Annotated in this window: 16 protein-coding genes; 14 read left to right on the top strand and 2 right to left on the bottom strand. The window is 29.8% G+C overall.

The features are described from left to right. Window positions 1-96: 96 nt before the first annotated feature. Together ACIQ2L_RS12570 and ACIQ2L_RS12565 are read right to left on the bottom strand one after the other, a co-directional pair. Window positions 97-1,254 carry a DUF481 domain-containing protein gene (locus ACIQ2L_RS12570; RefSeq protein WP_396159331.1) on the bottom strand — a complete coding sequence of 386 codons (1,158 nt, stop codon included), beginning with the start codon at window positions 1,252-1,254 and terminating at the stop codon, window positions 97-99. A gap of 262 nt (window positions 1,255-1,516) precedes the next feature. Beyond that, window positions 1,517-1,699, bottom strand: coding sequence for a CAL67264 family membrane protein (locus ACIQ2L_RS12565; RefSeq protein WP_396159329.1), 183 nt, complete (start codon window positions 1,697-1,699; stop codon window positions 1,517-1,519). A gap of 131 nt (window positions 1,700-1,830) precedes the next feature. Between ACIQ2L_RS12565 and xerA the strand changes: the two genes are divergently transcribed. The 14 genes from xerA to ACIQ2L_RS12495 all read left to right on the top strand — a co-directional run bounded on the left by xerA (window position 1,831) and on the right by ACIQ2L_RS12495 (window position 13,861). Further along, the gene (gene xerA, locus ACIQ2L_RS12560; protein WP_396159327.1) at window positions 1,831-2,871 is read left to right on the top strand and encodes a site-specific tyrosine recombinase/integron integrase; all 1,041 of its coding nucleotides are present in this window, start codon (window positions 1,831-1,833) and stop codon (window positions 2,869-2,871) included. A gap of 158 nt (window positions 2,872-3,029) precedes the next feature. Further along, a complete protein-coding gene (locus tag ACIQ2L_RS12555) occupies window positions 3,030-3,485 on the top strand; it encodes a hypothetical protein (protein WP_396159325.1) in 456 nt (151 codons plus the stop codon). Window positions 3,486-3,746: 261 nt separating this feature from the next. Further along, window positions 3,747-5,015: an AbiH family protein gene (locus ACIQ2L_RS12550; RefSeq protein ID WP_396159323.1), complete on the top strand. Its 1,269-nt coding sequence runs from the start codon at window positions 3,747-3,749 to the stop codon at window positions 5,013-5,015. A 633-nt stretch (window positions 5,016-5,648) separates the two neighbouring features. Then, on the top strand, window positions 5,649-6,128 hold the full coding sequence (locus ACIQ2L_RS12545; RefSeq protein WP_396159321.1) for an MlaD family protein: 480 nt from the start codon (window positions 5,649-5,651) through the stop codon (window positions 6,126-6,128). 25 nt (window positions 6,129-6,153) lie between these two features. Then, complete coding sequence (locus tag ACIQ2L_RS12540; RefSeq protein ID WP_396159319.1) at window positions 6,154-6,903, top strand: hypothetical protein; 750 nt, start codon at window positions 6,154-6,156, stop codon at window positions 6,901-6,903. Window positions 6,904-7,091: 188 nt separating this feature from the next. Then, complete coding sequence (locus tag ACIQ2L_RS12535; RefSeq protein ID WP_396159317.1) at window positions 7,092-7,721, top strand: hypothetical protein; 630 nt, start codon at window positions 7,092-7,094, stop codon at window positions 7,719-7,721. Window positions 7,722-7,905: 184 nt separating this feature from the next. Further along, window positions 7,906-8,427 (top strand): DUF2199 domain-containing protein, encoded by a 522-nt coding sequence (locus ACIQ2L_RS12530; protein WP_396159315.1) that lies wholly within the window; start codon window positions 7,906-7,908, stop codon window positions 8,425-8,427. A 7-nt stretch (window positions 8,428-8,434) separates the two neighbouring features. After that, complete coding sequence (locus ACIQ2L_RS12525) at window positions 8,435-8,758, top strand: hypothetical protein (protein WP_396159313.1); 324 nt, start codon at window positions 8,435-8,437, stop codon at window positions 8,756-8,758. 162 nt (window positions 8,759-8,920) lie between these two features. Further along, complete coding sequence (locus ACIQ2L_RS12520; RefSeq protein ID WP_396159311.1) at window positions 8,921-9,646, top strand: leucine-rich repeat domain-containing protein; 726 nt, start codon at window positions 8,921-8,923, stop codon at window positions 9,644-9,646. Window positions 9,647-9,820: 174 nt separating this feature from the next. Continuing rightward, window positions 9,821-10,357, top strand: a complete 537-nt coding sequence (locus ACIQ2L_RS12515; RefSeq protein ID WP_396159309.1) for a hypothetical protein — start codon at window positions 9,821-9,823, stop codon at window positions 10,355-10,357. Window positions 10,358-10,535: 178 nt separating this feature from the next. Continuing rightward, on the top strand, window positions 10,536-11,054 hold the full coding sequence (locus ACIQ2L_RS12510; protein ID WP_396159307.1) for an STM3941 family protein: 519 nt from the start codon (window positions 10,536-10,538) through the stop codon (window positions 11,052-11,054). A 179-nt stretch (window positions 11,055-11,233) separates the two neighbouring features. Beyond that, on the top strand, window positions 11,234-12,073 hold the full coding sequence (locus ACIQ2L_RS12505) for a TIR domain-containing protein (RefSeq protein ID WP_396159305.1): 840 nt from the start codon (window positions 11,234-11,236) through the stop codon (window positions 12,071-12,073). Between the two features lie 11 nt (window positions 12,074-12,084). After that, entirely contained in the window at window positions 12,085-12,465 is a 381-nt protein-coding gene (locus tag ACIQ2L_RS12500; RefSeq protein WP_396159303.1) for a TIR domain-containing protein, read from the top strand. 172 nt (window positions 12,466-12,637) lie between these two features. Next, a complete protein-coding gene (locus ACIQ2L_RS12495; RefSeq protein WP_396159301.1) occupies window positions 12,638-13,861 on the top strand; it encodes a hypothetical protein in 1,224 nt (407 codons plus the stop codon). The last annotated feature ends 253 nt before the right edge of the window (window positions 13,862-14,114 follow it).

Raw genomic sequence — 14,114 nt, 5'->3', positions numbered from 1 at the left:
TATATTACTTTCTTATCGTCTGACATGTTGTTGTGTATTGTTTGAAAATTTATGTTAACAAAGATAGTTTTAAAAAAAAGAATTATAAAAATGATTTTATTTTAAATCTAATAAAAGGGAAAGTACATAACCATAATCTTCTTGATTGTTTTTTCCTTGAATTATTTTATTGTCATAGTTATAGTAAAAAGATAATTCCAATTTAAAATTAGTCACAAATTCCCAAGTTAAATCGGTAGATGCATCAAAGCGATACCTGCCTTGTTCGGTGATTCCTACGAAAGAAGTAAGTGAAGTTGAAGAGGTTAAATTGGGATGGAGAAAACTATATATGTTGTGCTGCAATGCTAATGGCCATTCAATATCTGAAGTGAATTTAACTCTTTGTATTGTTTTTTCGAAATTCTGCAAGATTCCTGAAAAAACTTTTAATTTTTGTTTTTCTGTTAGGACAATAAAATTACCGCCACCTATCCCAAATGAAATCTTTGCATCAATTCCCAATTCATCATTCCTGTTAAACGAATTTTGTTCATATAGAAACCATTTATTTTGTAGCGTATAAAACTCTTGTAAAGTAAATTGAATTCTTTCTGAAAAATCGGAATCTCTGGTAGAGGTTGAAATATAAGAGAGATTAGAAACAAACCTCCATTTCGAAATGATATAGTAAAGATTACTTTCTGCATTGATACGAAATACATCCGAAGATTTTGTATAACTTACCCCGCCACCTAAATCACCTTTAAACCCTTTAAACCATTCTGTTTCAAGAGGATGAATTCGGATAACATGTTCAAGTTTTAATTCTTGTTTGGGTATGCTTAAAACTGCTATTTCACCACTTACAGGCGTTTCAATTATTCTGCCTATATAAATTTCTCCTTTATCATTTTCAACCCTATACACTTTGCTTCCACCACTTATAGATTTTATTTTATACCATTTGATATATACATTTCCAGGACCTTGTGCATCAAAACGTAAACGTCCTTGTTCAAAAGAGACAATTTTGCCTGTTAATTTGTCTCCATTAAGAAGATACAAGACATCGGGTGTGTCATTCTTTTTTTTATTTCTTTTTGTATTTGAGCTAATAGTATCTGCAAGTTTTGAACTGCTTACTGAGTCAATTACTGTTTGAATAGGAATAGTAGTATTATTTTTTATACGCAACGAATCTGTTATTTGGGCACCTGAAAGCATCGGGGAAACCAAAAAGAATAGGATGGATACTTTTAAAAACTTAATCATTTTATCATAAAAATAATATTTCTAATCATTGATGCCCAATAAAACTTTTTAAATATCATGCCAAACATTGATTTATTGTGTTTTATGAAATTTTAATTTGCTTTTTCTAGTTTAGAGTATTTCTCGCTAAGACGCAAATAAAATTTACTGTTTATTGCGTCTTAGCCCCTTTGCGAGTTTACTAATTTTTAGTAAAAAGTCTTAAATTGAATTTTTATCTAATAGCAATGATTTCTAATATTTTTTGGCCGGTGAATGCTTTTTACACTCTTCCTTTTAGCGAACTAAATACCCAAGCATTGGCTAAGAACCCTACTCCAACGGTTCCAAATCCCCAACCGGCAACATCAGCATAGCGGTATATTCCTAATCCGATGAGGACTAATCCCATGATTATCATAATTAATGTTGCCCATCCGAGCACGGTATTTTTATTCATTCCCATATTTATTGTGGTATTTAATTTTTGGATAGCAAATTTAGGAAAAAATGTTGATTATTTTTAGTTTTTAGTTAGGGCTTTTTATTTTTAGAAGTATTGTTTATTTGTAAATTTATTCCTAAGTTTGTTTCATTATGAAATGGAGCGCAAAAATAATACAACATAGAGGTGAACGAAGAATTTCGGTTTCATTTGAAAAAGACAATGAATTAATTTCATGGATAAAAACCTTTGAAGGTTGTCGATGGAGTGCTACTAGGCGTGTTTGGCATATTCCTGATAGTGAATCAAATCGTTTTTATTTTAATTTACCGTTACCTATAGATTTATTGCCTAATGAAGATGGTACTCATCATTTGAAAGTTTTTAAGGATTGGATGAAATCGAAACGATATAGTGAAAGCACCATAAAGGCGTATCTTGATGCTATGAAATCATTTTTAGTTTTTCATAGAGTAAAGAAAGTAGCTGATTTAACCAATGATGATGTTATAAAATACAACAATGATTTTGTTTTGAAACGAAATTTATCCGCTACCTATCAGAATCAGATTGTAAATGCAATCAAATTATTTTTCAAAATTGTATCCAACACGAATATGGATATCGACAGCGTTCATAGACCAAGAAGGGAAAAGGTTTTGCCAAACGTTTTGAGCAAGGAAGAAGTATTACGATTGATAGATGCTACTGATAATTTGAAGCATAAAACATTGTTAGCGTTAATCTATTCATCGGGGTTACGAATTAGTGAAGCATTGCATATGAAGGCAACGGATATTGATAGCAAGCGAATGTTGATTCATATTAAAAATGCAAAAGGCAAAAAAGATCGTTATACATTATTATCGAATAAAGTTTTGATGATATTGCGAGAATATTATGCTGTCTACAAGCCAAAAGTATATTTGTTTGAAGGTTTTGCAGGTGGCATGTATACTGCTAGAAGTGCGCAGTTAGTTTTGCAAAAAGCAGCACAAAAAGCAGGAATCGATAGGCGAATTAGTTTGCACACGTTACGTCATAGTTTTGCTACACATTTACTAGAAAGTGGTACCGATTTGCGTTACATTCAGGATTTACTTGGACATAGTAGTCCAAAAACCACAATGATTTATACTCATGTTAGTAGTACTTCATTGAAAAACATCAAGAATCCGTTTGACACACTATAAAAAAGTATAAATTTGCAAGGCTATGAAATTAAAAGAACTAGTTCAATACACGAAACAAAAAATAAAAATAGCTTCGACTATCCTACTCTATTGGAACAAAATGGGTTCAGAAAATACGAGTATAAGCTAGTTATAACACATTCACAAAAACAGCGTAAATGAACGACAACATTTGGAAGGATTTTATAAATACTGTTTTATTAGAAAGCAAACAGTTCGAGAAAATTTCATCTGAAACAGTTGGAGAAACTTACATTGAAAAGTTTCGCTTAAATAAAAATCCTCAAACAGAAATTATAATTGGTTACATATCAAAAAATCTATTAATTTACTTTAATATATCCAATCCAACAGTTCCTGGATATAATAAGTATTGTGAAAATGAATTTTTTTATAAATATGATTTTGACGATAAGGAAAGTTATGGAAATCCAGGATTGGACTTTACAGAAATTAATAAAAATGGAATTCTATCAATTCTTAAAAATGGTTTGAAAGGTAAAGAAATTCAATTCCTGAAAAACAATAAGGTTTTGAAATCAGAAGTTTATTTATCCGAAAATGAACCGAATTTCCATTATTCATTTTACTTCAAAAAACGAAGTTTAATTTAAAGGTTGTTTGGAAAAAGTATTGACAAACGAAATGGAATAAAAAAAACAGAAATTAGTTTGAGTGAAATTTTTAGTGGAATGTAAGAACGTGTTATAACAGCCGTTTGGCGAAACAGCTGGTTTTGTCTTTCTTGGAAAATCCTCTGGATTTTCCAATTTAGCTTTTCTAAGATATTTTGCTTAAATTGCCGCTGATTCGCCAAGCGGCGGAACGTTGGCAGACAGCATATTGCGAATCGCAGAAAAAACGAGATATAAAAAATGAATAGAATAATACTAATTGGAAACGGTTTTGATTTAGCACACGGAATTAACACTAGTTACAATCATTTCATAAATGACTATTGGGAAAACACGATAAAAGAAATTCATAAAAGTGAAATCAATACTGAATTTGAGAATGATGAAATATTTATTAATGTTGTGCCAACTCAATGGTTGCCAGGATTTGAATTTGATAAACTTATTGGCAGTTTAGAATATATTAAATCAAAGTTAGTTTTTAAAAATAAATTTTTAGAAATAATTACTTCAAAAAAACAAGAACAAAATTGGGTTGACATTGAAAACGAATATTACTCATTATTAAAAAAATCCTTCAAAGAAAAAAATTGTGACTACAAAATTAACGCATTAAACGAAGACTTTAATAAAGTTCAAAAACTACTTAAAGTTTATTTAAAAAAGGTTGAAGAAAAATTCAACGAAGATTTTGGAAAAGATATAAATAGTGCAAGAATAAGAAGTAATATTGGTCATAAAATTTATTCAGATTTTAAACTTAAAGACTTTACAGAAACATCAATAAACAAAAAAGCTGAATTAGAATATTCGAAACTACAAAACGACATTAATGGTTTGAAGAATAATCAAATCGATATGAACGAATTAAATGAAGAAAATCGTAGATTAATATCCCGAATTGGAGATAAAGAGCCAATTAAAGAAATACGTAAATTATTAATTTCTGATAGTGCTCCAAATTACTTTGTTTTGCAACCAGAAGAATTATTGTTTCTTAATTTTAACTACACGTTTACTGAAAAAATTTATACTAATCATAATGAATTTGAATCATATCACCCAAACAAAGAATTGAGAAAAAAATACATACATATTCACGGAACAACAGATAAATATGATAAAAACGATGTTATTTTTGGTTTTGGAGATGAAATAGATGAAGATTATAAATCAATTGAAAATCTTAATGATAATATTTACCTTGAAAATATTAAATCAATTAAATATTTAGAAACAGATAACTACAAACAATTGTTAGAATTTCTAAATAGTGGAGATTATCAAATTTTTATATTTGGACATTCTTGTGGAATATCTGACAGAACATTATTGAGTACTTTGTTTGAGCATAAACATTGTGCATCGATAAAACCATTTTATCATAAAAGAGATGATGGAACTGACAATTATAGCGATATAATTAGAAATATTTCAAGAAATTTCAACAACAAATCAAATATGCGTGACAAAGTTGTAAATAAAGAATATTGTGAATCATTAAAATAAAAATGCCGATCTGCCAACAGCAGTTTGGCAAAATGGCGGGTTTAGTGCTAAATTGAACATTTGATTTTCAAAAGAAGTTTAGTTCTAAATTGAAAGTAAGTGCTTCAAAGTCCGCCACTTCGCCAAGCTGCAAAACGTTATCACACAGTTTTCGCTCCGGAAATTTTATTGAAATTTAGTCTAAAATTGAAACTCGGTTTTCAAAGCATATTTCAAAACTGTTTCAACAGAAATCAAAATTTAACCGAAAGTTATCCGAAAATTGAAATTAGAAATGTAGTTGAATAATTTTAGCCGAAAATGGAAACTGGAAAGTGTTTGCAGAAAGTGAAATTCAACAGAAAACTGAAAGAGTAATTGAAAATGTTTGCTTTGAAATCTTTCTAAGAAAGTAAGCTGATGCTAGCATGTGAAGTAGAAATTGGAAAAGTTAATGGTCACGTTGCGTTCTCAAGTTAGTATGAAAACCGTGTGATAACAGCCGTTTGGCGAAACAGCTGGTTTTGTCTTTCTTGGAAAATACTCCGTATTTTCCAATTTAGCTTTTCTAAGATATTTTTCCTAAATTGCCGCTGATTCGCCAAGCGGCGGAACGTTAGCCGTCAGTTTAGCGGAACTCAAAAAAAATCGACGATGAAGAAAATCATTTTAATAACAATAGCATTTACAATATTTTCTTGTTCGAAAACAAGAACCTTAATTCTTCAAACGGAAAATGCCGAAGGAATCACCAATGAAACTAAACTAAAAGTTAATGGATTCGAAATTGGAAAAATTGAAGATGTCCAACTTAATGAAAATGGAAAAGTGTTAATTACAGCCAATCTAAAATCAGAAATAAAACTTCCAATCGATACAGAATTTAGAATTGAAGATGAAGGATTTGTTGGCGGAAAAATTATAGCTGTTAAAGTTGGGAAAAGCAAAGAACGACTTAATGAGAAAAGTATTTTAATGCTGAAAAAACAAAACGAAACTTTTATAAATGACTCATTGAAAGTTAACATTGAAAAAGTAATAAATCAAATTAGTGGAAAGGATAAAAATGACTCAATTTTAATAGAATTGAGAAGGTTAAACAAAAATCTTGAGAAGAAAAAACCGAACGGCTAACAGCCGTTTCAAGAAATGGCGAAAAATGTGCAAAATTCACATTTTTCTTTCGCAAGAATTTTTATCTTTAACAGAAAATATGCTGTTACGAAGTTCGCCACTTCATGAAGCGGCGGAACGTTATGCAACATATTTCGAATCTGCTAAAATGAAACTATTTACAATAATTACATTTTTGTTTATGAATTTAAATTTTGCCCAAAATTTTGAAGGAAAATGGATTTTGACCACAAATGGAGATACGTACATAGTTCCGAAAATAAATCTGTTTGAGTTTAAAAACGGTATAATAATAATATCAGATTCTGAAAAAAATTTACAGACAAACAATTATAAAATTGTTGGCAATGAAATCTTTGTGGAAAATAATTCCTTTGGGAATTTCAGGTTTGTAAGTGACAACAGATTTACACTTTACAAGGATGATGAAAAAGATGCGAAAAGAAATTTAGAACTAGACTTTGTGAGATTGGAAACGACTAAAACCGATTTAACAGAAAGTGAAATTGAAAAACTAACTTTTGAAAGTAAAGAATTAGATATTTTGATAGGTTTTAATGTTGAACTACAAAAACCATATCTATTAGAATTAATGAAAGAAAAAGCGACAAAAAAAATGAAGTTGAAAAGAATCGATTCAACATTGTTTATTTGTAATTATGAAGCTGGAGAATTAGATTCTATAATTCCAATAAAAGAAGTCAACAGAGAATTTATAGAAATTTATGGCTTCTCCAGAAAAGAGCCGTATATTCTAAAAATAAATAGAACATAAAAATACGTTGCATAACAGCCGTTTGGCGCAATAGCTGGTTTTATCTTTCTTGGAAAATACTCTGTATTTTCCAATTCGGTTTTTCTAAGATATTTTTCTTAAATTGCCGCTAATTCGCCAAGCGGCGGAACGTTGTGCGTCAGTGTACACGAAATCCATAAAATTAATAACCTTAAGTAAAAATAATTATGAAAAACAAATTTTTAACTCTTACAATTTTTATTACCTTGTTTATTAGTTGCGTTCCAATAAAACAATCAAAAGTTTCAACTGAAACAACTTTTAATTCTACCAATACAAATGGTTTAGTAATTGCAACAGTAACATTTGTTCATCCTAAAAAGAAATCACCTTACGACAAATATAGATTTCATATGACATACAAAGGAGAAAATGAAGAAGAAACAAAAAATAATTCGACATATTTTACTGTAAATGTTAATCAATTTAATGGAAGATTTAACGGTGAATTAAACGAAAAAAAAACTTTCCCAATTGTTCTTGAACAAAAACCAGGTAATTATCAATTTGACGGTTTTTGGTTTTTTTGGAACGGAGGAATGATTACAAGAGAATTTAGTAATCCAATAAATTTTAAATTACCATTTACAGTTGAAAAATCTAAAATAACATATATTGGAAACATTATTGTCAACGTAAAGAGTAAATCAAACCCTTACATAGAAATTACAGACCAACTTAAAGATAATATGGAATATTTTAAAGAAAAATATCCGAAAATCGATTGGAACTTAATTGAAAATAAAACAATCAAAGAAGGAGAAAATGGAAATGGTTTTATTAAATTAAATAAATAAAAACACCGAACGCACAACAGCAGTTTGGCGATATTGCGGGTTCAGTGATTTTTTGGAAGCTTAAGTGATGAATCAAAATTTTGTCTATATTTGTGAAGGTTTGGTGCTGAAAATCCGCAACATCGCCAAGCTGCAAAACGTTGGTGGTAATGTTACACGAAATCTGCAAAATAAGAACTAAAATATGTCAGAAAGCATTAAATACATTTGTGAATGTTGCGGAAAAGAACACGAAGAATGGCCTTCTTTAACTTACTCCTCGCCTACTCATTATCATAATTTAACCGAAAATGAAAAGCAAACAATTGCAGAACTTACTTCTGATTTTTGTGTAATTGAATATGCTGACCAAACTGACAAATTCATTCGTTGTACTTTAACACAAAAAGTAATCGACCATTGTGAAAATTTAGAATATGGACTTTGGGTTTCGTTAAGTGATAAAAGCTTTGAAGATTATTCAGAAAATTTTAATAACGAAAATCACGAAACAAAATATTTTGGTTGGTTAAGTAATTATCTTCCAGATTATGAAAACACGACAAACATTCCAACAACGGTTTACACAAGAAAAGGAAATTCAAGGCCTGAAATAATTCCAAATAATGATTTTGAACATCAATTCGTAAAAGATTACTTTAATGGAATTACTAAAAAAAAAGCTGAAAGAAGAATAGCCGAAATGTTAAAATCAACAGGAAAATAATTCAAAAATGAACTTAAAAACAAATCCTAAATTCTTAGCATTAATTCTTATTTTAGAAATAGTTTACTTTTATGTGATGTACTTTTTTCTGCTTTTTAGTTTCTTTCTATATTTTGGTTCAGGAGCAGGTTCAGAAAGTGAAACGGCAATCAATTCAGGAAAAATTGCTAATCTCATAATTATTTTACCACCAATTATCTATAATATATTTAAAATTTATAAACTAAAAATTGAAACAGAATCTGAAAAACGAAAAGCATTTATCATTGCGACAATAATGTATTTAATATTTATCACTTACCAAATTTATTACGGATTTATAACCTTTTAAAAAACACTACCACCAACAGCGGTTTCACAAAATGGCGAAATTTGTATTAAATTCACGTTTATTTTCCGCAAGAAATTTTATCTTTAACAGAAAATTATCGGTTACGAAGTTCGCCACTTCGTGAAGCCGCGGAACGTTAGCAGCAATTTTAAACCACCATCAATGAAAAAGACACTACTATTTATTACATTTTTTGTCACATATTTAAATTACTCTCAAGTAATAAAATTTGAAAATCCAGATTTTGAAAAAATAGTTTTGACTAAATATCCTGAAATTGACACTAATAAAAATGGAAATATAGATTATGAAGAATCTCAAAGTATCACAAAATTAGACTTAATGGAACTCAACATCGAGAATGCTGATGATGTGAAAAACTTTAAAAATCTTACTTATTTATCATTGACTAAAAATAATATTGTTGATTTCAAATTAGAAGGTCTTCAATCGTTAAAAGAGCTTTATATTGCTAGAAACAAACTTAAAAATATTCAAATTTCAAATTTGCCATCTTTAGAAAGATTTGCCTGCGGTTTAAATCAACTGGAAAAAGTAAAAATTTCAAATTGCCCGAATATTGTATCATTAAACATGATGGACAATAAAATTCAAGAATTAAATTTGAAACCTTTCAAAAATTTAAAATACCTAACCGTTGACAACAATAAATTGAAGAAATTAGATTTATCAAATAATCCAGATTTAATTCAAATTGTAATAAACAAAAATGAAATTGAAGTCATTGATATTACTAAAAATCATAACCTAAAAATGAACATTTTATATCTTGATGAAAAAGTAAAAATTATTGGAACTGAAAATCAACTAAGAAATTACAAAGTTGCACCGACAATAACAACAGAAGAACCACCTCGAACTAAATAAAAACTGCTGCTAACAGCGGTTTCGCGCTATTGCTGGTTTTTCTTGAATTGAACTTCTTTCTTCACGAAAAAACTTTATCTTAGTTGACAGTAAGCAGTTCGCTGGCTTCGCAACAGACGCGAAGCCGCGGAACGTTGTGTGTAATGCCCAAACAAACCGTTGAAAGATAACTAATTGAAAGATAAAATAAAAAGAATCGGAAAAAATGCACTCGCGATTTGGGGTGGAATATCATTAATTGGAATCATTCTGATTTTAGGATATCTCGCCTATTCAATGACAATCGGAAATAAAACTGTTGAAAATGAAGCGACAAAATCTGACGTAAGATTTGTATTAAATTGGTGCGGACTTGGAGACCAGAGAATTGAAAAAGTAACAAATAGCTATGAAACTGGTCGCTCTTTTACTGGCGATTATCTAGATGCATATGCGATTGACATATCGGAAGTGAAACAAGAGGAATTGAAAAATAAAAACGGTTTCTATCGTTTAGATAGTTTACCTCAAGTTTTGAATGATGCGGTAAAAATGGCAAGTGGATGGCAACACGAAATTCCTTGGTTTCCGAGATTGGAAGATTTAAAAAAAGAAGATGTATATGTTTATCCTTGGAGTATATATTGCAATGGAATTACGCCAAATGGAGCGGAATTAATCTTTGTAATGCCGAAAGATAAAAAAGTATACTACATCGGAACAAAAATGTGAAGAAAGCACTACACACAACAGCCGTTTGGCGAAACAGCTGGTTTTGTCTTTCTTGGAAAATACTCTGTATTTTCCAATTCGGTTTTTCTAAGATATTTTTCTTAAATTGCCGCTAATTCGCCAAGCGGCGGAACGTTAGCAGTAATGGCTTTAAAATCCTGCATATCAATAAAATATAATGACAGAAATTAAACTCTACAAATCTCCAATTAAGTCTTTACGATTATTTCTTTTATGTTCAATATTCGTAATTCCTTGCTCTTGGCTAATCTTTGCTAAAGGAAATAATGCTTGGGAACTTTGGTTTCCACTATGCTTTTTTGGACTTGGATACGTAGTGAGTTTGTTTCACATTTTAGACAGAAGAGTACAAATAATAATAAACAGAAATGGAATTTGGGACAGAACTACAAAGCTAGGCTTAATGGAATGGGAATTGATTAAAGAGGCTTATGAAATTGAAGTTCAAAAACAAAAGTTTATTTCAGTTGTTGCAGATGAAAAATTAAAATCCAAGAAAAAGATTTACGGTTGGGCAAGTTATTTAAATAGAAAACTTGGAGCACAAGATATAAACTTGAACATATCGCAAATAAAAGTAAACGCTGAAAAAATGGTAACGCTAATTGACATTTTAAAGAATGAACCAATCGAAAACCGAGATAAAGTTATAGAAATGTACAGAGATAGATTGTGAATGCCACTACTGCTAACAGCCGTTTGGCGAAACAGCTGGTTTTATCTTTCTTGGAAAATCCTCTGGATTTTCCAATTTAGCTTTTCTAAGATATTTTTCTTAAATTGCCGCTAATTCGCCAAGCGGCGGAACGTTATGCGTCACCCTATGACCGACGCACCCATAAACAAAATTAAAAAATGAAATTATTTGTTTGCAATAGAAGTAAAGACAAGAGTGTAGCTAAACAAGCTATTGACGACCTATTGACTAAATCCGAAAATTTCGTTGCAATTCAACAAGAAATTGAACAATCGGAAACTTGGCAAAAGAAAGTTGAACAGAAAATGCAAGAAAGTGACTTTGTTGTTTTCTTACTTGGTGCTGACACTTTTGAAAGTGAACAAATTATTTGGGAATATGCAAAAGCAAAAGACATAAACAAACAAATTGTTGGTTACAAATTAAGTAATGCTTCTGAACAATCAATTTTATTTTGTCAAGGTTTTCAGGTGTTTGAAAATCCTGAACATTGTATAAAGTTTCTAACAAAGACATATGATGATGATAGGAAACTAAAATTAGACCAATACAAAATAATGGTTAGTTCAACCGAAAAGGTTACTGAAAACAGAATGAAAGTGAATAATTTATTTTTCACAATCACTTCTTCAATCCTTTCAGTCGGTTTTGTTCTTGGAAAAACTTTTGGGTTCTCAATTAAAGCAATGTTGGGAATGCTCACTTTAACCATTTTGTCTTTAATTGTGTCTTATTTTTGGGAGAAGTTAATTTTATCTTACGCCTTGCTTAACAGAGGTAAATTTAAGGTAATTGACAAAATAGAAAAACAATTGCGAACAAATATGTTTGAAGACGAGTGGAAAATCTTGACACAAGAAATCAAGTATGAACCGAATTCAAAAACTGAAACAAAAATTATAGAATATTTTAGAATATTCATTTACATAATTGGAATAATCGAACTTATGTATATTGGATTTTTATTCTATCAAACTTTACCAAAATGTAACTGTTAAAATTAAATGATATGGCAAATAAAAGAGTATTCGTGGCTTTCGCAATAGAAGACCAAACAACAAAAATCCTTTTTACAGGACAAGCAAAAAACAAAAACGTTCCTTACGACTTTGTAGATATGTCTGTTAAAGAACCTTGGGACTCACAATGGAAAACAAATTGTAGAACTAAAATTAAAGGGTGTGACGGATTTATTGCACTAATCTCCAAAAACACAAAAAAAGCAACAGGACAGCTTTGGGAAATTAATTGTGCAAAAGAAGAAAAAATTCCAATTTTAGGTATTTATATTGACGGTGCAGGATATTCAGACAAACCTGATGAAATGTATGGTATTCTGTGTAAAGAATGGACTTGGGACAATGTAAAAGATTTTATTTATTCTTTATAACAAGAAGGGCGAACGCATAACAGCAGTTTGGCAAAATGGCGGGTTCAGTGCTAAATTGAACATTCGGATTTATAATAAACATTAGTGCTAAATTGAAAGTAAGTGCTTCTAAATCCGCCACTTCGCCAAGCTGCAAAACGTTAGCAACAATTTTAACTCAAAAAAAATCTAAATGGCATTAATATCAATATTTAGAGTTCAAGATGCTTCATCAACCTTTAGAAACTATCTAAAGGAAATAACAGATGAAATAAATAATAAGTCTAATGATTATATTTTGAATGTTAATAAAAGTGAATTCAAACAATATATTGAAAACAAATACGATTTTACTCCTCTAACTGTATATTCTGAACAAGCGACAGTAAAGTTTATTGGTAAGAGAAAAATAAAAAAAGAGCAACATGGAACAGAATACGAAAGTGAAACATATAGATTTGAATTAAGTGTTCCATATGTTGGTTCTTATTTTTTATTTTTTCTTTCGCCTTCTACTCGACTCATGCACCATCCAAATGTTAATGTCCCAAGTCTTGATAGTGGAAACTTAACAGCCGAATTCGAATTATATGAACAAAATGAACAACAATTCGAATACAATAAAAATGATTTATTAAAAGGTATAACAGGAAATGTAACAAACATTAATAACGATTTGCAAAAATTTAAAGCGGAAATTGTTTCTACATTTGAGAATACGTTTGAAAGAAAAAAAGAAAAAGTTTTATCTGAAAATTCATTTTTCGAAAAACTTAATATTCACATAAATAAAAAGACAGATACAATATTTAAAGTTCCGATCGCGAGTAAACGAATAATTCCCGAACCAATAGTTGACAAAAAAACAACAAAAAAGTATACTGAAACACCAGCAATGGATGACGCTTTTTATTCAGACATAATTGAAGTAATTTATACTTTTTTTAAATCTGTAGAAAAAAAACCTTCAATATTTAAAAATAAGGATGAAGAAGGTTTACGAGATTATGTTTTACCAACTTTAGAAATACGTTATGATAATTCAACAGTAACAGGAGAAACTTTTAATAAAAATGGTAAAACAGATATCCTGATTAAATATAAAGATGGAACAAATTTATTTGTTGCTGAATGTAAATACTGGAAAGGTGAAGGGATATTACACGATACAATTAATCAGTTGTTTGATAGATATTTGACTTGGAGAGATAGCAAGGTTTCAATAATATTTTTTGTTAGTAATAAAGAATTTTCGAAAGTTCTAAAAACAATGCAAGAAAGTATTCCAAAACACGAATATTTTGTCAGAGAAAATGGTAGTAATGGCGAAAGTTCTTTCTCATATATCTTCCATTTTCCTACTGACAAAGAAAAATTTATATATGCAGAAATTATGGCTTTCCATTTTCCAGAATAAAAACTGTTGCTAACAGCGGTTACACGCTATTGCGAATTTTGTGGTAACTTCACGTTCACGTTTCGCAAGAAATAGTATCTTTAACGGAAAATAAACGTTTACGAAGTTCGCAACAGTCGTGTAGCCGCGGGAACGTTACCACTCAGTTTTTCGACGTTCTAAATTTCAATTGAAATTTATCTAAATATTGAAGTTTTTGTTTTCAAAAAACATTTTAAAATTAATCTTCCGAAAGTAAGCCGAAATGTAAAAC

It is taken from the genome of Flavobacterium sp. (genome assembly GCF_044369455.1).
In the GTDB taxonomy this organism is placed as follows: domain Bacteria; phylum Bacteroidota; class Bacteroidia; order Flavobacteriales; family Flavobacteriaceae; genus Flavobacterium.
Note: the sequence above shows the minus strand (reverse complement) of the source record. Positions and strands in the feature narration are given on the sequence as shown.

Bases quoted from the DNA above. Each gene is read 5' to 3' on its own strand.
- xerA (WP_396159327.1), top strand. From the start codon at position 1,831: ATGAAATGGAGCGCAAAAATAATACAACATAGAGGTGAACGAAGAATT.
- ACIQ2L_RS12520 (WP_396159311.1), top strand. From the start codon at position 8,921: ATGAAAAAGACACTACTATTTATTACATTTTTTGTCACATATTTAAAT.
- ACIQ2L_RS12550 (WP_396159323.1), top strand. From the start codon at position 3,747: ATGAATAGAATAATACTAATTGGAAACGGTTTTGATTTAGCACACGGA.
- ACIQ2L_RS12495 (WP_396159301.1), top strand. From the start codon at position 12,638: ATGGCATTAATATCAATATTTAGAGTTCAAGATGCTTCATCAACCTTT.
- ACIQ2L_RS12510 (WP_396159307.1), top strand. From the start codon at position 10,536: ATGACAGAAATTAAACTCTACAAATCTCCAATTAAGTCTTTACGATTA.
- ACIQ2L_RS12505 (WP_396159305.1), top strand. From the start codon at position 11,234: ATGAAATTATTTGTTTGCAATAGAAGTAAAGACAAGAGTGTAGCTAAA.
- ACIQ2L_RS12500 (WP_396159303.1), top strand. From the start codon at position 12,085: ATGGCAAATAAAAGAGTATTCGTGGCTTTCGCAATAGAAGACCAAACA.
- ACIQ2L_RS12565 (WP_396159329.1), bottom strand. From the start codon at position 1,699: ATGGGAATGAATAAAAATACCGTGCTCGGATGGGCAACATTAATTATG.
- ACIQ2L_RS12555 (WP_396159325.1), top strand. From the start codon at position 3,030: ATGAACGACAACATTTGGAAGGATTTTATAAATACTGTTTTATTAGAA.
- ACIQ2L_RS12530 (WP_396159315.1), top strand. From the start codon at position 7,906: ATGTCAGAAAGCATTAAATACATTTGTGAATGTTGCGGAAAAGAACAC.
- ACIQ2L_RS12540 (WP_396159319.1), top strand. From the start codon at position 6,154: ATGTGCAAAATTCACATTTTTCTTTCGCAAGAATTTTTATCTTTAACA.
- ACIQ2L_RS12525 (WP_396159313.1), top strand. From the start codon at position 8,435: ATGAACTTAAAAACAAATCCTAAATTCTTAGCATTAATTCTTATTTTA.
- ACIQ2L_RS12570 (WP_396159331.1), bottom strand. From the start codon at position 1,254: ATGATTAAGTTTTTAAAAGTATCCATCCTATTCTTTTTGGTTTCCCCG.
- ACIQ2L_RS12535 (WP_396159317.1), top strand. From the start codon at position 7,092: ATGAAAAACAAATTTTTAACTCTTACAATTTTTATTACCTTGTTTATT.
- ACIQ2L_RS12545 (WP_396159321.1), top strand. From the start codon at position 5,649: ATGAAGAAAATCATTTTAATAACAATAGCATTTACAATATTTTCTTGT.